18 protein-coding genes are annotated in these 18,379 nt (G+C 60.0%); 5 read left to right on the top strand and 13 right to left on the bottom strand.

Annotated features, from left to right (window positions below; all coding sequences use genetic code 11):
• Positions 1-44 precede the first annotated feature (44 nt).
• A complete protein-coding gene (locus K3759_RS06060; RefSeq protein ID WP_259984946.1) occupies positions 45-428 on the bottom strand; it encodes a hypothetical protein in 384 nt (127 codons plus the stop codon).
• Between the two features lie 18 nt (positions 429-446).
• Positions 447-1,226 carry an SDR family oxidoreductase gene (locus K3759_RS06055; RefSeq protein ID WP_259984944.1) on the bottom strand — a complete coding sequence of 260 codons (780 nt, stop codon included), beginning with the start codon at positions 1,224-1,226 and terminating at the stop codon, positions 447-449.
• A gap of 138 nt (positions 1,227-1,364) precedes the next feature.
• On the opposite strand from K3759_RS06055, the gene K3759_RS06050 reads away from it, so the two are divergent.
• Positions 1,365-2,378, top strand: coding sequence for a Hint domain-containing protein (locus K3759_RS06050; protein WP_259984941.1), 1,014 nt, complete (start codon positions 1,365-1,367; stop codon positions 2,376-2,378).
• Here the strand turns inward: K3759_RS06050 and K3759_RS06045 are convergent.
• Positions 2,375-2,758 carry a nuclear transport factor 2 family protein gene (locus K3759_RS06045; protein ID WP_259984939.1) on the bottom strand — a complete coding sequence of 128 codons (384 nt, stop codon included), beginning with the start codon at positions 2,756-2,758 and terminating at the stop codon, positions 2,375-2,377. The two genes, K3759_RS06050 and K3759_RS06045, sit on opposite strands and share 4 nt — an antisense overlap.
• Before the next feature lie 104 nt (positions 2,759-2,862).
• Between K3759_RS06045 and K3759_RS06040 the strand changes: the two genes are divergently transcribed.
• The 4 genes from K3759_RS06040 to K3759_RS06025 all read left to right on the top strand — a co-directional run bounded on the left by K3759_RS06040 (position 2,863) and on the right by K3759_RS06025 (position 7,933).
• Positions 2,863-4,482, top strand: coding sequence for a peptide chain release factor 3 (locus K3759_RS06040; RefSeq protein ID WP_259985574.1), 1,620 nt, complete (start codon positions 2,863-2,865; stop codon positions 4,480-4,482).
• A 77-nt stretch (positions 4,483-4,559) separates the two neighbouring features.
• Complete coding sequence (locus tag K3759_RS06035) at positions 4,560-5,492, top strand: glycosyltransferase family 2 protein (RefSeq protein WP_259984937.1); 933 nt, start codon at positions 4,560-4,562, stop codon at positions 5,490-5,492.
• Between the two features lie 154 nt (positions 5,493-5,646).
• Entirely contained in the window at positions 5,647-7,167 is a 1,521-nt protein-coding gene (locus K3759_RS06030) for a DEAD/DEAH box helicase (protein WP_259984935.1), read from the top strand.
• A gap of 103 nt (positions 7,168-7,270) precedes the next feature.
• Positions 7,271-7,933, top strand: coding sequence for a hypothetical protein (locus K3759_RS06025; protein WP_259984933.1), 663 nt, complete (start codon positions 7,271-7,273; stop codon positions 7,931-7,933).
• Here K3759_RS06025 and K3759_RS06020 read toward each other — a convergent pair.
• From K3759_RS06020 to nuoI, 10 genes are all read right to left on the bottom strand, one after another.
• Positions 7,917-9,584 (bottom strand): ribonuclease J, encoded by a 1,668-nt coding sequence (locus K3759_RS06020; protein WP_243262762.1) that lies wholly within the window; start codon positions 9,582-9,584, stop codon positions 7,917-7,919. The two genes, K3759_RS06025 and K3759_RS06020, sit on opposite strands and share 17 nt — an antisense overlap.
• A 1-nt stretch (position 9,585) precedes the next feature.
• Positions 9,586-10,362, bottom strand: coding sequence for a type III pantothenate kinase (locus K3759_RS06015; RefSeq protein ID WP_243262761.1), 777 nt, complete (start codon positions 10,360-10,362; stop codon positions 9,586-9,588).
• 20 nt (positions 10,363-10,382) lie between these two features.
• Positions 10,383-11,114: a biotin--[acetyl-CoA-carboxylase] ligase gene (locus K3759_RS06010; protein WP_259984928.1), complete on the bottom strand. Its 732-nt coding sequence runs from the start codon at positions 11,112-11,114 to the stop codon at positions 10,383-10,385.
• 32 nt (positions 11,115-11,146) lie between these two features.
• Complete coding sequence (nuoN, locus tag K3759_RS06005) at positions 11,147-12,592, bottom strand: NADH-quinone oxidoreductase subunit NuoN (protein WP_259984926.1); 1,446 nt, start codon at positions 12,590-12,592, stop codon at positions 11,147-11,149.
• Between the two features lie 14 nt (positions 12,593-12,606).
• Positions 12,607-14,169 carry an NADH-quinone oxidoreductase subunit M gene (locus K3759_RS06000; RefSeq protein WP_259984924.1) on the bottom strand — a complete coding sequence of 521 codons (1,563 nt, stop codon included), beginning with the start codon at positions 14,167-14,169 and terminating at the stop codon, positions 12,607-12,609.
• Entirely contained in the window at positions 14,169-16,301 is a 2,133-nt protein-coding gene (nuoL, locus tag K3759_RS05995) for an NADH-quinone oxidoreductase subunit L (RefSeq protein WP_259984923.1), read from the bottom strand. The genes K3759_RS06000 and nuoL overlap by 1 nt, the downstream gene beginning before the upstream one ends.
• A gap of 4 nt (positions 16,302-16,305) precedes the next feature.
• Complete coding sequence (nuoK, locus tag K3759_RS05990) at positions 16,306-16,611, bottom strand: NADH-quinone oxidoreductase subunit NuoK (RefSeq protein ID WP_007119508.1); 306 nt, start codon at positions 16,609-16,611, stop codon at positions 16,306-16,308.
• Between the two features lie 260 nt (positions 16,612-16,871).
• The gene (locus K3759_RS05985; protein ID WP_259984921.1) at positions 16,872-17,474 is read right to left on the bottom strand and encodes an NADH-quinone oxidoreductase subunit J; all 603 of its coding nucleotides are present in this window, start codon (positions 17,472-17,474) and stop codon (positions 16,872-16,874) included.
• Positions 17,471-17,887 carry a carboxymuconolactone decarboxylase family protein gene (locus tag K3759_RS05980; protein WP_259984919.1) on the bottom strand — a complete coding sequence of 139 codons (417 nt, stop codon included), beginning with the start codon at positions 17,885-17,887 and terminating at the stop codon, positions 17,471-17,473. The genes K3759_RS05985 and K3759_RS05980 overlap by 4 nt, the downstream gene beginning before the upstream one ends.
• Positions 17,884-18,378, bottom strand: a complete 495-nt coding sequence (gene nuoI / locus K3759_RS05975; protein WP_007119504.1) for an NADH-quinone oxidoreductase subunit NuoI — start codon at positions 18,376-18,378, stop codon at positions 17,884-17,886. The genes K3759_RS05980 and nuoI overlap by 4 nt, the downstream gene beginning before the upstream one ends.
• Between the last annotated feature and the right edge of the window lies 1 nt (position 18,379).

Genomic DNA, 18,379 nt, shown 5'->3' with positions numbered 1-18,379 from the left:
CGTGGCAAGGGCCTGCCTCCGCCATGCCGCCGGATCAATCCTCGCTAAAGCCCGATCCCGCATTTGCGGGTGATTGGCACCAGATCACGCTGAAAGCGAATCCCCGCATTGCGATGGATCCGCGCCGCCAATCCGCCAAAGTCCGCCGCAAGGGTCAGCCGGTGGGCTTCACCAATGGCATATTCAACCTCGCGCACATAGGCCTCGGCCACGGGGCGGCCGCGCAGACGTTCAAGTTCGGCCAGCGCACAGGCAGATTTACCGCGCCGCTCGGGGCTCCAACGGGCCTTGGTAGGATCACTTCCCATCACGCTCAGCATCCGCCCATCCAGCGCGACCTGCGCCGCCTCATAGCGCGGCAGCAGGTCTTGGGCGCTAGCCGAGGTGGCGAAGAGGCCGACCAGCAGCGCTGCGGTTTTCATTCCCATTTCGGCCCCCTTCTCTGCTTACATCGTGATGTTGGTGCCGCCGCCGTCCAGCAGCAGGTTCTGGCCCACGATAAAGCCCGCGTGCTGCGAACAGAGGAACGCACAAGCCGCGCCGAACTCTTCGCGCGTGCCATAGCGGCCTGCGGGAATGCCAGCCTGCCGCTCGGCGCGGGCCTCATCCAGTGTGATGCCCTTGGCCTTGACCACACCCGCATCCAGCGAATCCGCGCGGTCGGTCGCGTGAATGCCCGGCAAAAGGTTGTTGATCGTGACCCCTTTGCCCGCCACCTGACGCGAAGTGCCCGCGACATAGCCGGTAAGCCCGGTCCGGGCGGAATTACTGAGACCCAGCACGCCAATCGGCGCGCGCACGGATTGGCTGGTGATGTTGACCACCCGGCCCCAGCCACGGTCCATCATGCCCGGCACCAGCGCTTTGATCAGCGCGATGGGGGCCAACATATTCGCGTCGAGCGCCTTGATGAAATCTTCGCGGTCCCAGTCATGCCACATCCCCGGAGGGGGCCCGCCCGCGTTGTTGACGAGGATGTCACAGCCCTCAGCGGCTTTGATGACCAGCGCCTGCCCCTCTTCAGTGGCCACATCCGCCGCCACGGTGACGACCTCGACGCCATAATCCTGACGGATACGTTCTGCCGACGCCTCAAGCGCCTCGGCGCCGCGTGCGTTCATCACTAGGCTGACCCCTGCCGCCGCAAGCGCTTCGGCGCAGCCAAGGCCAAGCCCTTTTGACGAGGCGCAGACAAGCGCCTTCTTACCCTTGATTCCCAAATCCATTATGCGATTCCTCCTGTGCATTTGCATATGCCTACCACGGCCTGCGGCCAATGCCAGCAAATCACCCGAGCCTTGACCCATGCGGGCCACAATTCTACCTTATCCCGCTGGCGAAAGCCCCTGAACCAAAGGCCTGTCATGTCCCGCACCCGCACCGCCCCCGCCCAGAGCATTGCCGTCTACCGCGCCGAACAACTCCGCGCGAGCGACGGGGCGAATATGGGCGATACGCTGAGTTTTGCCGCTGAATTGGTGCTGGATGATGTCTATGAGCTGGACCGCGCGGCGGAGCCTTTGCGCCTGTCTCTGCTGACCCTGCCGGGGGATCAATTGCAGCTGGCCGAGGATACCGGCGTGGGCAGCCCCGGTGCAGACCTGCATCTCGACAGCCTGCTCACACTGATGTCGCCCGACGGCCAGACCCAAGAGGCACTGCTGCTGGTCGAGGTCGATGGCCAAGGGCACGCCGCTGAGGTTTACCTCTTGCCACTGGGGCCGCTGACCCCGCTAACGGGCTACCGCATTGTTGGGATTGATAGCCAAACCGCGCAGCAGAAATTCGGCCAACTGGCCTGCGTGTCCTTCACACGCGGCACCCATATCTCGCTCAGCACCGGCGAGCTACGCCGCATCGAAGACCTCCGTATCGGCGACCGTATCCTGACCCGCGACGATGGCGTTCAGACCCTACGCTGGATCGGCCAGAGCACCCTGCGCGCGGTGGGCGATTTCGCTCCGATCTGCATCCGCGCAGGCACGCTGAACAACGAACATGACCTAATCGTTAGCCCCGACCACCGGCTTTTCATCTATCAACGCAGTGATGAGATGGGCGCGGGCCGGTCGGAACTGCTCGTGAAAGCGCGGCATCTGGTCAATGGTGACAGCGTGACGGTGCAGGACGGCGGCTTTGTCGACTACTTCCAACTGCTCTTTGACGGACACCAGATCATCTATGCCGAGGGGATTGCTGCCGAATCCATGTTGGTCGACAGCCGAACCCGCTCTGTCCTACCGCCGGAAATGGCCGCGGCCTTGGGCGAGGTGATCCCCGGCCATTCCGATCTGCCCCATGCCGGGCTTGATCTGGCCGAGGCGCTGCTCAACCGCCCCGATGCGGCGGCGCTGCTGAGAAAAGCCTCAACCCGTTAGGGGGCCTCAACGGCGTAGTGAAACTCTTCCCGGACGATCTTGCCGTTCTTCACGTGGTAAACGCCGATCTCTTCCATCTGAAAGCGGTCGCCGCTCTGCTTGTCGGTGGCGTCGACCTTGAAGACCGCGCTGAACTGCTCATCGCCGAAATAGAACGGGCCTGAGACTTCGGTTGCGTGTTCCTCCATCGCGTTTTCCCACCAGTCGTGTTTGCCGTGGATCGCCTTAATCCCATGCGTCTCGCGCCCCTGCCCGCCCATATCCGCGGCCTCTACCGAAACGGCATCTTCGGCATATAATTTATCTAGATTCTCGCGCACCTTGGCGGCACCGGCACGGCAGCCGTCAACCAACTCTTGAGCAATCTCTTTCAGTTCCATCGCAAATCCCTCCATGTACCACTTATGTTCTCATGCTAGGCCTACGGTCGATTCGCAGCAATGCCCAGATTGCGCCCGGTCGCGGCGCAGCCTATATGGGGCGGATGTTGGATACGCCGCAAAACCGCCCCGCCCTGCCCGTCGAGATCGCGCGCCGTCGCACCTTTGCGATCATCAGCCACCCTGACGCGGGCAAGACCACGCTGACTGAAAAGTTCCTGCTGTTCGGCGGGGCCATTCAGATGGCTGGCCAAGTGCGCGCCAAGGGCGAAGCGCGGCGCACGCGCTCGGACTTCATGGCGATGGAGAAGGACCGGGGGATCTCGGTCTCGGCCTCGGCCATGTCATTCGATTTTCACAGTGGCGACACTAACTACCGCTTTAACCTCGTCGACACGCCCGGCCACTCGGACTTTTCCGAAGACACCTACCGCACGCTGACAGCGGTGGATGCCGCCGTGATGGTAATCGACGGGGCCAAGGGTGTGGAAAGCCAGACGCAGAAACTCTTTGAAGTCTGCCGGATGCGCGATCTGCCGATCCTGACCTTCTGTAACAAGATGGACCGCGAGAGCCGCGACACTTTTGAAATCATTGACGAAATTCAAGAGAACCTCGCGATCGACGTGACACCGGCAAGCTGGCCCATCGGCGTGGGCCGCGATTTCGTCGGTTGTTATGACATGCTGCGCGACCGTCTGGAACTGATGGACCGCGCCGACCGGAACCGTGTGGCCGACAGCATCAAGATCGAAGGGCTGGACGATCCCAAACTTGAACAGCACGTCCCCGCCGCCCTGCTGGAAAAGCTGCGCGAAGATTTGGAAATGGCGCGTGAGTTGCTGCCGCCTCTGGACCTCAAAGCGATGCACGAAGGGACGCTGACGCCGATCTGGTTCGGCTCTGCCATCAACTCCTTCGGCGTGCGCGAGTTAATGGAGGGCATCGCCAAATACGGGCCGGAACCACAGATCCAAGCCGCCACCCCGCGCCAGATTTTGCCAGAAGAAACAAAGGTTTCTGGCTTTGTCTTCAAGGTGCAGGCGAACATGGACCCAAAGCACCGCGACCGTGTGGCCTTTGTCCGCCTCGCCTCGGGGCATTTCGAGCGGGGCATGAAAATGACCCATGTGCGCACCAAAAAACCGATGACAATTTCCAACCCTGTCATGTTCCTTGCCTCCGACCGCGAATTGGCTGAAGAGGCCTGGGCGGGTGACATCATCGGCATCCCCAACCACGGGCAATTGCGCATCGGCGACACACTGACCCAAGGCGAAGCCCTGCGCGTCAGCGGCATCCCCTCCTTTGCGCCGGAACTGCTGCAAAGCGTCCGTGCGGGCGATCCGCTGAAAGCCAAGCATCTCGAAAAGGCGCTGATGCAATTTGCCGAAGAAGGTGCCGCGAAGGTCTTTAAACCCTCCATCGGCTCGGGCTTTGTCGTCGGCGTGGTCGGGCAGTTGCAGTTCGAAGTGCTCGCCAGCCGGATTGAGCTGGAATACGGGCTGCCGGTGCGGTTTGAGCCGTCGCAATTCACTTCGGCCCGCTGGGTGAACGGCGTCAAGCAAGCCGTTGATAAATTTACCGAAGCCAACAAACAGCACATCGCCCATGACCACGATGGCGACATCGTTTACCTGACCCGACTGCAATGGGATATCGACCGGGTTGAGCGCGATTACCCGGATGTAAAGCTGACCGCGACTAAGGAAATGATGGTCTGACGCAGCCCCTCGGCACAGGCAGAAAGCCTTGATTTCGCGGTCGATCATGACATGCTGATCTCAGCCGGGGAGATGCAATGACGACGACGACAAAATGGGGCCTTGTCGCCACGATCTTGGCCCCCGCAGATGAGATACGACGCTTTGCCGCCTACCACCTCGAAGCGGGTGCGCATCGGCTCTACCTTTATCTTGACGCTGAAAACCCCGACGCATTTACATCCCTCAAGGCCCATCCAAAAGTACGCGTGATCACCTGCGATGATGCCTATTGGCAAAAGCTCTGCGGTAAACGCCCGCAGAAACATCAGGTGCGCCAGAGCCATAATGCCACCCATGCCTATCACCGCGCGGATGACGTGGATTGGCTGATCCACATGGATGTAGATGAATTTTTGGTCGCGGATCGCCCCGTGGGCAAGGTGTTGGCCGAACTGCCAATGGAACAAAAAATTGCCCGCATCCGCCCGATGGAGGCGCTGTCGGGGGATGCTACGGCCTTCAAGGCCTTCATCCCGAACGGCCCGAAACGCGCGCAGATCGTGTCCGAGCTCTATCCGACCTATGGCAATTATATCAAAGGCGGTTTTCTCAGCCATCTCGCCGGAAAGGTCTTTGCGCGGACCGGTATGGTTGGCATTCGAGTCCAGATCCACAACGTATTTCAAGACGATGCGATAATCGACGGGCCAGAGCAGCAGCCCGGCATTGATCTGGCGCATCTGCACGCCAAAAGTTGGCCGGAGTGGCTGACCGCCTATCGCTACCGTTTGGAGAAAGGCTCTTACCGCGCCGATCTGGCCCCCAACCGGCCCCGTGATCGGGGTGGGCTGTCGATGCATGAACTCTTTGCCATGATTGAAACCGAAGGCGGCGAGCCGGGGTTGCGCGCCTTCTTTGATGAGGTCTGCGCCGACACCCCGGTCTTGCGCGCGGCGCTAGAGGCTCAAGGGCTGCTGCGCCGCGTTGATCTCGCACTTGATGCAAAGCTGCCGCGCCATTTCCCCTAAGGCAACTGGCTGACCTGCCAAGTGTTTGACGGCTGAGCCACAACTTGCTATGCGCTTTTGGAACATGCCGCGGCACCTGCCGCCCCTTGGGCCATTCGGGCCGGCTTGTATTGCTGCCGCGGGCCAAGTCAGTGTCCGCTCAACCCGGACGCACATGACAAAATTTACCGATCTAAACCTGAACGCCAAGGTCCTCAAAGCTGTTGTAGAGGCTGGCTACGAATCGCCCACACCTATTCAAGCGGGCGCCATCCCCCCCGCTCTCGAAGGCCGCGACGTTCTGGGCATCGCCCAAACCGGCACCGGCAAGACCGCCAGCTTCACCCTGCCGATGCTCTCGCTGCTTGCCCGTGGCCGCGCCCGCGCCCGGATGCCTCGGAGCCTCGTGCTCTGCCCCACGCGGGAATTGGCAGCGCAGGTTGCTGAAAACTTCGATACCTATTCCAAGCACCTTAAGCTGACCAAAGCGCTGCTGATCGGCGGCGTGAGCTTCAAGGAGCAAGACAAGCTAATCGACAAAGGCGTCGACGTGCTGATCGCCACGCCGGGCCGCCTGCTGGACCATTTCGAGCGTGGCAAGCTGATCCTGTCTGACGTCAAAGTCATGGTCGTCGACGAAGCTGATCGGATGCTCGACATGGGCTTTATCCCGGACATCGAGCGCATCTTTGGTCTTACACCTTTTACACGCCAAACGCTATTCTTCTCCGCCACCATGGCGCCCGAGATTGAGCGGATCACCAATACATTCCTCAGCAATCCCGAGCGGATCGAAGTGGCCCGTCAGGCCACTACAAGCGAGAATATCACCCAAGGCGTGGTGATGTTCAAAGCCTCCCGCAAGGACCGTGAAGCCACCGAAAAGCGCAAGCTTTTACGGATGCTGATCGACGCTGAAGGCGAGAAATGCACAAATGCGATCATCTTCTGTAACCGCAAGATGGACGTGGATACCGTTGCCAAATCGTTGAAAAAGTACGGCTATGACGCGGCTCCTATCCATGGCGATCTGGACCAAAGCCAGCGGACCAAGACATTGGACGGCTTCCGCAACGGCGAGCTGCGCTTCCTTATTGCTTCTGATGTGGCCGCCCGCGGCCTTGATGTGCCAAGTGTGAGCCATGTGTTCAACTTCGACGTGCCCAGCCACGCCGAGGACTACGTGCACCGGATTGGTCGGACGGGCCGTGCCGGCCGGGACGGCAAAGCAATCATGATCTGCGTGCCACGCGACGAGAAGAATTTCGAAGACGTTGAGCGTCTGGTGCAAAAAGAGATCCCACGGCTGGAGAATCCGCTGCAAGCCGACGCGCCTGCCGCTGAAGATGCCACCGCCGAAGCACCGGCCAAGACCGATGACAAGCCCAAGCGCACCCGCTCGCGCAGCCGCAAGTCCGACGCCCCGCGCGCCGAGAAAGTCGCCGCTGAGAAACCAGCCGAGGACAAGCAGCCCCAAGCCGAAGCGCCCGCAGAGGCGCCCAAGCCCGAAGCGGCCGCCGAGGCGCAGCCTGCGCCACTGCAGGACGAACGCAAACCGCAGCGTGGCGGCAATACCGACAAAACCCCGCGTGGGCGGGGCCGGAACGACAAACGCGGCGGCAATGACAACCGCGTTGTCGGTCTGGGTGATCACACGCCTGACTTCATCGGTCTGAGCTTTCGCGAACGCATCTGAACCAGCCCATCCGCTGGCATGAATTCGCCGCCGATCCCAGCCGGGATTGGCGGCTTTTTCGTCTGTGCTATGTGAGACTTAGACCCTCTCAGATAGGACCATCATGCTGCGCCCTGCCCTTGCCACCCTTGCCCTCACTCTGACCGCCCTTCTGGCCACCCCCGCCAGCGCCGAGCGATGCCGCGCCGTGGTAAACGGGGCCGAAGTCGTCGTCGAAGCCGAGAATTTCGCCAATTTCGCGGATGAGGTCGGCACCCGTGAGCGGCTGATGACCTGGCCCGCGCGGAAATGGAGCAAGCTTTGGGGCGCGCCGCCCGCTTGCAACAGCGGGGTGCTGTTTGACTATCTTGCAACCACAGTGCCGCTGGACCAGATCAACGGCTATTGCCTGACCGCCACGGCAGAGGACGGGCATTTTCTAATCCCGGGCGAGCGGAACTATCGCGGCAACTGCAAGAAAACCTTTTGCGAACGGGTAAACACGACCAAGCAAGAGACCGTGGAGATCAGCAAAAGTATTGCACGCTCTGCGGTGGACACGATCAGCCAACCAGAAAACCTACGCGCGGTGGCGCATAAATCTGGGGCATTCATTCTGACCGGAGGGGCATCTGCCCTGAGCGCCAATCTGGCGACAACGGGCACCACGCTGGCCACCGCGCTCTCGACCCCCGCCGCCCTTGCGGCCACGGGCGTGAGCGTGGTCGCGGTGGGCGGCGCGGTCTATATGTGCAGCGGTGGGGAGGAGGTCAGCTCAGACGGCTGACCACCACGGTGACTTCGGGCTTTTTGCCGATCTCGTCATAAGACGACTGACGCGCGACCTTTTTCAGGCCGTCGTTCAGCTTGTCATCATCCCGCAGGGTGGCGGCCTTTTGACGGTTCAGCCATTGGCTGAGGTCTTGCTCCAGCACATCCACCAGCGGCGCGTTGGACCGGCCTGTTTCGGGCAGGCCCATTAGATCGACCCATGGATCGCCCAAGGGCTCATCATCCGCGTCAAGGATCATCGTCACGGTCGCATGACCGTTCAACGCCATGCGAATACGGTCGCGGATCACCCCATCAAGGGCGCCGACCTGCACAGAACCGTCAAGGTACATGCGGCCCGTATCGACATGCTCAACCACTTTGGGTTTGTTGCCTGACAGGTCAATCATCATGCCGTTCACCGCCAGAACGCCGGTGATGCCCTTTGCATCGGCAATCTTCACGTGCTCGCGCAGGTGACGGTGCTCGCCGTGCATGGGGATCAGAACCTGCGGTTTGACAATGGCGTGCAGCGTTTCCAGATCGGGGCGGTTGGCGTGGCCCGAGACGTGGTAGAGGCCCGAGGAATCATCCACTACATCAACGCCCTTTTCAGAGAATTGGTTGATAATGCTGATGACGCCGCGCTCATTGCCCGGAATGGTTTTCGACGAGAAGAGGAACAGATCGCCCTCTTTCAACTCGATCCCCTGATATTTGCCCCGTGCAAGCTGCGCCGAAGCCGCCCGGCGTTCGCCTTGGCTGCCAGTAACCAGCAACATCAGGTTCTCACGCGGGATCGCGCGGGCGTTTTCGGGAGAGATGACCGGCGGGAAGTCTTTCATCACCCCGGTCTGAATTGAGGCTTCGACCATGCGGTTCATCGCCCGGCCCAGCAGTACAATCGACCGCCCTGCCCGTGCGCCGGCCTCTGCCAGTGTCTTTACCCGCGCCACGTTCGAGGCAAAGGTCGTCGCGATGACCATGCCTTCGGCGCTGCTGACCAGCTTTTCGATCTCGGGGCCAACGGTGGCTTCCGAACGGCCGGGGTGGCTGGAGAAGACATTGGTACTGTCGCAAACCAGCGCGTTGACCCCATCCTTGCAGACCTCGGCCCAAAGGGCGTCGTCAAAGGCTTCGCCAACGCCGGGCGTGCGGTCGATCTTAAAGTCGCCCGAGTGGATCGTGCGCCCCTCGGGCGTGTCGATGACCATGGCTGAGGATTCAGGGATCGAATGCGAGATCGGCAGGAAGCCGACGGTGAAGGGGCCGGCTTTGATCTGCTCGGGCCACTTGCCCACCGTCGTGATCGCATCCTCTGGATGGCCATGCTCTGACATCTTGCGACGCGCGATGTTCGCGGTAAAGGCGCGCGCATAGATCGGTGCCTTGAGCGCCTCATAGGAATGGGCGACCGCGCCGATGTGGTCCTCATGCGCGTGGGTGATGAAGATCGCTTCGATCTGATCGCGCCGCTTCTTGAGCCATGTGATGTCAGGCAGGATCAGGTCCACGCCCGGCGTGCTGTCCATATCCGGAAAAGCGACACCAAGGTCGACGACGATCAGCCGCTCTTTGCCGGGTTTGCCGTAGCCGTAGACATAGGCGTTCATGCCAATTTCACCCGCCCCACCGAGGGGCAGATAGATAAATCGTTCGCTGCTCATATTATTCAGCTTTGTCCTTATTATAATCGTGGATCACGGTCAGCCCGTGCATCGTGAGTTCATCTTGATAATCATCGAACAGGTCGACTGCCTGCTGAAACAGCGGTGCCAGACCCCCCGTGGCAATAACGCGCATGGGTCTCGCACGTTCCGCCCTTATCCGCTCACATATCTCACGAACCAGTCCGACATAACCCCAAAAGACACCGGACTGCATGCAGGCCACCGTATTCGTGCCGATGACGTTCTGCGGCTTTGATATATCGATATGCGGGAGAGCTGCGGCAGCGTTATGCAGCGCCTCAAGGCTGAGGTTCACCCCCGGTGCAATCACACCCCCGATATAGGCCCCATCATCGGCCACGACGTCAAAGGTTGTGGCAGTGCCAAAGTCCACGACGATCAGATCACCGCCATAGAGGTCAAAGCCCGCCACAGTGTTCACCAACCGGTCCGGCCCCACCTGCGTGCCCGCATCGACGCGCACGTCAATCGGCAGGTCGCAGCCCGGTTTGCCCACCACGAAGGGCCGGGTGTTAAAGTAGCGATCGGCCAGAACGCGCAGGTTAAACACCACGCGTGGCACGGTGGAGCTGATAATCATATCGGTGATATCAGCCTCGATATTTCTCAACCTAATCAACGTGTTAAGCCAAACGTAATATTGATCCGCCGTGCGCTTCCAATCGGTCGAGGTGCGCCAAGTGGCGATGAACTCTTTCCCGTCCCAGATCGAGAAAACCGTGTTGGTGTTGCCGCAATCAATTGCCAGAAGCATGGTGCCTCCCTCCCCCGAATTTAGAAAAACACGTCCGCTGCGGTGATGGGCACCGCGCAGTCGCGGGTGCGCAGGATCAGATTGCCTGCGCTGTCTACATCTTCGAAAACGCCGGTGATCTCATCGCGCATCGTGCGGGCGGTGATGACCTCTCCCAACCGCGCGGCATGGGCGAGCCATGCGCTGCGGATCGTGGCGAAACCATAGGTGGTGAATTGATGTTCCAGACCGGCATATTCTTGCGCAAGGATATCGAGGAAGTCTTCGGCGGCCACATTGGCCCCCGCCTCGCGCAGCGTCACAGCAGGTAAGGCGCGTGCCTCCAGCGTACTCGCCTCCGGTGCATGGGCAAGGTTCACGCCAATCCCAATCGCCAGATGATCGCCGACGCTTTCCAGAAGGATCCCTGCCACCTTGCCACCGCGCAGCAGCACGTCATTCGGCCATTTCAACGCAAAAGCATCCTCACGCCCGGTCACCGCAACAAAGGCGCGGTAGAGCGCCAGTGATGTCACGAAGGACCGCAGCGCGGCAACGCCCGGTGGCTCTTTACGGGGCATCATCAAAGTGGCCGCGAAATTGCCGCGCGGGGTGGTCCAACTGCGCCCCCGCCGGCCCCGGGCGGCGGTCTGCTCCAACGCCAGAATCCAAGTCGGCGCGGTCAGCTCTTGCTGTAACCGCGCCGCCTCTGAGAGGGTGGAATCAAGCGTGTCATAGACGCGCCGGCCATAGCCTTCCGGCCAAGGAGTCATGCGGTGGTCCGGCCCGTCTTGCGCCGCACCGCTCAGTTCACCAGCGACGCCGCGGCCGAGGCGGCCATGCCCTCGACACCGAACATATTCGCGATACCGACGATCATGATCACAGCCGAGGCCATCAGCACCGCGGTCAGCACGCCACCGTTCTGGTGATCCAGCGTGTCAGAACGCTCTTCGCCAAAGTACATGTAAAAGACGATCCGCAAGTAGTAGTACGCACCGATCACACTGGCGATCACACCGGCCACGGCGAGCCATGCCATATTGGCGTCATAGGCCGCGCGCAGGACATAGAACTTGCCGAAGAAGCCCAGCATCGGCGGCACGCCGGCAAGGCTGAACAGCAGCACCAGCATCGCCAGCGCCCGGCCCGGATTGGTCTTTGCATACATATTGAGCGTGGTGATATCGGTCACCGGCGCGCCGTCCTTCTGCATCAGCAGGATGAAGGCGAATGTCCCAAGGTTCATGGTCACATAGATCGCCATATAGACCAGCATCGCCTGCACGCCGAAGGCCGTGCCCGCCGCTAGACCCATCAGAGCGTAACCCATATGGGCAATCGACGAAAAGGCCATCAGACGTTTGATATTGGTCTGACCAATCGCGGCGACTGAGCCGAAGAACATCGACAGGACCGACAGCAGCGCCACGATCTGGCTCCAATCGCTGACGATCTGGCCAAAGGCGTCATGCATCACCCGCGCGAAAAGGGCCATGGCGGCTACTTTTGGTGCGGTTGCAAAGAAGGCCGCAATCGGGGTCGGCGCGCCCTCATATACGTCCGGTGTCCACATGTGGAAGGGCACGGCAGAAACCTTGAAGGCAAGGCCGGAGATCAGGAAAACCAGACCAAAGAGGAGCCCAAGCGAGGTTTCACCCGTCTGCGCTGTGGTGATGATCCCGGCAAAGGCCGTGGTCCCGGCGTAGCCATAGACAAGCGACGCACCATAAAGCAGCAGACCCGAGCTGAGTGCGCCCAGGACGAAATACTTGAGGCCCGCTTCGGTCGATTTGACTGAGTCGCGGCGGAGAGAGGCGACGACGTAAAGCGCCAGAGATTGCAATTCCAACCCCATGTACAGCGCCATCAAGTCGCCCGCGCTGACCATCACCATCATGCCGACAACCGCCAGCGAGACCAGAATGGGATACTCAAACCGCAGCAAGCCCCGCAATTTCATGTAGCTTTCCGACATGACCAACACAGCCGCCGCCGACAGCAGGATCGCCACCTTGGCAAAGCGCGCGAAACTGTCGTCAATGAACATGCCGTAAAAGGCGATATTGGTCGTGCCGTCGCCGGACATGGCGACCCAACCGGCCAGCAGCACCATCACCACCGCGGTCACCCAGACGAGCACCCCGGCGGCCTTGTCTTTCGACGTATAGACCGCGCCAAGAAGGCCAAGCAGGGCAAACCCCGCGAGCACAATCTCGGGCAGAATGATGTTCAGATCAGCGGAAATCATGCGCCAAGTCCTTCTTAATGCGAGGCATCGGCGGTCTGCACAGCGGTATCAGCCGCCTCCAGCGCCATGTCGTAATTGTCAACGAGAGCAGCCACCGACGGCCCGATCATATCCAGCACCAGTGCCGGGTAGACGCCCAGGATCAGGGTCATCGCCACCAGCGGGGCAATGATCCATTTCTCACGCGCGGTCATATCGGTAATCGCTTTAAGGCTTTCCTTGATCAGGTCGCCCATCACCACGCGGCGATAGAGCCAGAGTGCATAGGCCGCCGAAAAGATCACCCCTGTGGTCGCCACAGCCGCCACCCAAGTGTTCACTTGGAAGGTGGCCATCAGCGTCAGGAATTCACCCACGAACCCAGATGTGCCCGGCAGGCCCACGTTCGCCATGGTGAAGAACATGAAGACCATTGCATAGGCCGGCATCCGGTTCACCAGACCACCGTAGGCATCGATCTCACGGGTGTGCATACGGTCATAGATCACGCCAACGCTAAGGAAGAGCGCGCCAGAGATGAAGCCGTGGCTAATCATCTGGAAGATCGCACCATCGATGCCTTGCTGGTTGGCAGCAAAGATACCCATGGTCACGAAACCCATATGCGCGACCGAGGAATAGGCGATCAGCTTTTTCATGTCCTGCTGCACCAGCGCCACCAGCGAGGTATAGACGATGGCGATGGCCGACATCCACAAGATCAGCGGCGTCATTACCTCTGCGCCCACGGGGAACATCGGCAGGCTGAACCGCAGGAAGCCGTAGCCGCCCATTTTCAGCAAGATCGCCGCAAGCACGACGGAACCGGCTGTAGGCGCCTGAACGTGGGCGTCGGGCAGCCATGTGTGGACCGGCCACATCGGCATCTTAACTGCAAAGCTGGCAAAGAAGGCGAGGAACATCAGTGTTTGCATGCCGCCGACGACTTGGATGCCCAGAAGCTCAAAGCTTTCGGAACCGAAGTTATGAGTGAGCAGGCTGATCTCGCAGCCGCCGATGCAGGTGGTGCCCGCCTCAGTAAACATTGCCACCATCGCCACCAGCATCAGCACCGAGCCGAGGAAGGTGTAAAGGAAGAACTTGAAGCTCGCGTAGATACGCTCTTTCCCGCCCCAGATGCCGATGATCAGGAACATCGGGATCAGACCCGCTTCGAAGAAGAGGTAGAAGAGCACCAGATCCAGCGCCATGAATACGCCGAGCATCAGCGTCTCCAAGAGCAGGAAGGCGATCATGTATTCCTTGACGCGGTGCTCGACGTTCCAGCTTGCCGCGATGACCAGCGGCATCATGAAGGTCGTGAGCATCACGAAAAGGATCGAGATACCGTCAACGCCGAGGCGGTATTTTAGACCCAACAGCCAGTCGGCCTCATCCACGAATTGGAAGTCGGTGTTGGCGGGGTCGAACTCGAACAACACAAAAAGCGAGATCAGGAAGGTGACCGTCGTGGTGATGAAGGCCAGCCATTTCGCATTGCGCCCGGCGGCGGCATCGTCGCCCCGCAGGAAGACCGCAAGGATCAACGCAGCAAAGGCCGGGACGAAAGTGATGATTGAAAGCAGATGCGTATCCATCAGTTCGCTCCTCCGCTCATCGTCATCCATGTCACCAGAACGGCGATCCCGATCACCATCGCGAAGGCGTAGGTGAAGATATAACCCGTCTGTGCCTTACCCGCGAGGCGGGTGAAGAAGGGGATGATCCCCATGGCGATGCCGTTCAGCGTGCCGTCGATCACAGTGCCATCGCCGCGCTTCCACAGGAACCGGCCGATCGTCTTGGCGGGACGCACGAAAATCACGTCGTAGACCTCATCAAAGTACCATTTATTTTTCAGGAACAGGTAAAGCGGGCGTTGGTTGGCCGCCAGCCGTCCCGGCACGCTGGGGCTCCAGATATAGAACCACAGCGCCATGACCAGACCAGCCAGCATCGCGATGAAGGGCGAAACCTTGACCCATGTCGGAGCGGCATGGGCATCGTCCAGCACATGGTTGTCCGGCGCGAAGTACAGCGCCCCCTCGCCCGGCGCACCGCCAAAGCTTTCGTGATGCGCGCCCGCGTCTTGATGGCCTTCGACCAGCGCCTCGGCTCCCTCGTCGCCATCGACCGGACCCGTGGCGCCATGATCCTCCTCGGCCCCTTCGACATGAGCGTCGCCGCCTTCGGCCATTTCAGCCATCGGGATGCCGTAGAATTTGCCGACTTGATCGGCATGACCAAAGAAGCTGCCATACCAGACCATCCCGGCAAAGACCGACCCGAGCGCCAAAACACCAAGCGGGATCAGCATGACCATCGGGCTTTCATGCGCGTGTTCATGCGTATGTTTGTTGCCACGTGGCTCGCCAAAGAATGTGAGGAAGATCAGACGCCAGCTGTAGAAGCTTGTCATCGCAGCGGCGATCACCAGCAGCCAGAAGCCATACATTGAGCCACCACCCCAGGCGCTTTCGATGATCGCGTCTTTCGACAGGAAGCCCGCGAAACCGATATGCGTTAGCGGAATGCCGACCCCGGTGATCGCCAGCGTGCCGATCATCATGGCAGCAAAGGTATAGGGGATCTTTTTGCGCAGACCGCCGTAGTTGGTCATGTCCTGCTCGTGGTGCATCGCATGGATGACCGAGCCCGCGCCCAAGAACAGCATCGCCTTAAAGAAGGCGTGGGTGAAGAGGTGGAACATCGCCGCCGAATACATGCCGACGCCCGCTGCCACGAACATATAGCCGAGCTGGGACATGGTCGAATAGGCGATCACACGTTTGATGTCGGTTTGCACAAGGCCGATGGTCGCCGCGACAAAGGCGGTCGTCGCGCCGATCACCGTGACAAAGGCCATGGCTTCGGGCGCAAACTCCATCACCGGCGACATGCGGCAGACAAGGAAGACACCCGCTGTCACCATGGTCGCGGCGTGGATCAGCGCCGACACTGGCGTCGGGCCTTCCATCGCGTCGGGCAGCCATGTGTGCAGGAACAGTTGTGCCGATTTACCCATCGCGCCCACGAACAGCAGGAAGGCAATGAGATTGGCAGCGTTCCAGTCGTTCCACAGGAATGTTACCGACTGCTCGGCCAAGTCGGGCGCGGCGGCGAAAATGTCGTCAAAGCGGATCGAATCCGTCAGCATATAAAGGCCGAAGATGCCCAGCAGGAATGCAAAGTCCCCTACCCTGTTCACGATAAAGGCCTTCATCGCCGCGGCATTCGCGCTTGGCTTACGGAAGTAGAAACCAATCAGCAGATAGGACGCGACACCGACGCCCTCCCAACCAAAGAACATCTGCACGAGGTTGTCTGCTGTCACCAGCATCAACATCGCGAAGGTAAAGAAGGACAGATAGGCGAAGAACCGGGGACGATAGCTTTCGTTATCGCGGAAGTTCTCATCATGGGCCATGTAGCCGAAGGAATAAAGGTGCACGAGGCTCGAGACCGTGGTGATCACGATCAACATGATCGCGGTCAGACGGTCCATGCGGATCGCCCAATCGGTGCTCAGCGTGCCGCTTTCGATAAAGCGCAGGATCTGGATTTGCTCGGTCGGGCCGTCCAGCGTCAGGAAGACGACCCAGGACAGGAAGGCCGAGAGGAACAGCAAGCCAGTCGCGATCCACTGGGCAGCTTTCTCACCAGTAATCTTCCAGCCGAAACCGCAGAGGATGGCACCCACCAGCGGGGCGAATAGGATCGTGGTTTCCATTGCCTCAGCCCTTCATCACGTTGACATCTTCCACCGCGATCGAGCCACGGTTGCGGAAGAAACAGACCAGAATGGCGAGGCCAATGGCGGCCTCGGCGGCGGCGACGGTGAGTACGAAAAGCGTAAACACCTGCCCCGTCAGATCACCAAGGAAACTGGAGAAGGCGACGAGGTTGATGTTCACCGCGAGCAGCATCAATTCGATGCTCATCAGCAGAATGATCACGTTCTTGCGATTCAGGAATAGCCCGAAGATGCCGATGACAAACAGCGTTGCCGCTACCGTCAGGTAATGCTCAAGTCCGATCATGTCGTCCCTTACGTTCCCGCCCCTTAATGGGCTTTGGTCGCGCCCCATTTGGTGGGGCTTTTAGTATCACTTTGCCCCGGCTGCCACCGGGATTGCCGGGTTTTAGCCGATAAAGCTGTAGCCGCCGAAAAACACGACGATCAACACCACGACCAGTACCACGATTGTTGTTCTCGACATCACGACGTCCCTTTTCTCTCTTGGTTCAGCCGTTTTCTTTCAAAGAAACCGGCGACGGAATTTTCAAAAAATTCCGGTGATTACAGGCCCTGCCCCGACTTCACATCGCGCAATTCCATCGCCTTGGCCGGGTTGCGCATCATCTGCGCCACCACGTCTTGGCGCTTCACGTCCTTACGGTGACGCAGTGTCAGCACGATCGCGCCGATCATCGCCACCAGCAGGATCAGACCCGCCAGCTGGAACAGCAGGAAATAGCGGTCATAGAGCAATAGCCCGAGCGCTTCGGTGTTGAACCGGGTGGGGTCAATCGCATTGGCGCGCAGGCTCTCGGCCGCTTCGCTCTGCTCCCATGCACCAAAAGCCATGACGAACTGCATCAGGATCACTAGTGCGATCAACAGCGCCAGCGGCATGTAGCGCGCCATCTCGGCTTTCAGCTCGGCAAAATCCACATCGAGCATCATCACGACGAAGAGGAACAGTACCGCCACCGCTCCGACGTAGACGATCACCAGCAGCATCGCCACGAATTCCGCGCCTAGCAGGACGAATAGCCCCGCTGCCGAGAGGAACGACAGGATCAACCAGAGCACCGAATGTACCGGGTTGCGGCTGATCACCGTGAACAGGCCGCCAGTGATGACGCTGATCGCGAAGAGGTAAAATGAAAAGACCGTCATGCGCCGTCTTCCTTCTTGGTGTCTTTGTTCTCGTCCAGCACCGATTGCGCCAGTTCCAGCGCGCGGGTCATCGCCGGAATACCGGCAAAGGCCGACATCTGGCCGATGGTCTCGACGATATGTTGTTTCGTGGCGCCCGCTTCGAGCGCGTGGCGCACCGTCTGGCGGACGCCCACATCATTCTGCGCGCCCTGCATGGTCAGCCCGGCCAGTGTCAGCAGCAGCCGCGTGCGGGCATCAAGACCGCCTTTGTTGACCGTGTCGCCGAACCAGAAATCCATCATTTCCTTAGGCATAGTGCCCATCATCGCCTCAAACCCTTTGGGCGAAAAGGCATCCATTGCCGGAAAGGCTTTTGCCATTTCCTGCGCCTGTTTCATCATCGCATCAAAGGGGTTTGTTGGATCACTCATCGGTAGGGTGCATCCATTTCGAGGTTACGGGCGATTTCTGATTCCCAACGGTCGCCGTTGTCCAGCAGTTTGGCCTTGTCGTAGTAAAGCTCTTCGCGGGTCTCGGTCGAGAACTCGAAGTTCGGGCCTTCGACAATGGCATCCACCGGGCAGGCTTCCTGGCAGAAACCGCAGTAGATGCATTTGGTCATGTCGATGTCATAGCGCGTGGTGCGGCGGCTGCCGTCTTCGCGCGCTTCGGCGTCGATTGTGATGGCCTGCGCGGGGCAGATCGCTTCACACAGTTTGCAAGCGATGCAACGTTCTTCGCCATTGGGATAGCGGCGCAACGCATGCTCACCACGAAAACGGGGCGACAGTGGCCCCTTCTCATGCGGGTAGTTAATAGTGGTTTTCGGCGCAAAGAAATAGCGCATCCCCAACATGAACGCCTTGGCGTAGTCAGCCAGCAGGAAGTATTTCGCGGCGCGGGTGTAATCCATCTGTGCCATA

Source organism: Sulfitobacter sp. W027 (assembly GCF_025143985.1).
In the GTDB taxonomy this organism is placed as follows: domain Bacteria; phylum Pseudomonadota; class Alphaproteobacteria; order Rhodobacterales; family Rhodobacteraceae; genus Sulfitobacter.
The sequence above is the reverse complement of the archived record's forward strand: the minus strand, read 5'-3'. Positions and strand labels throughout refer to the sequence as shown.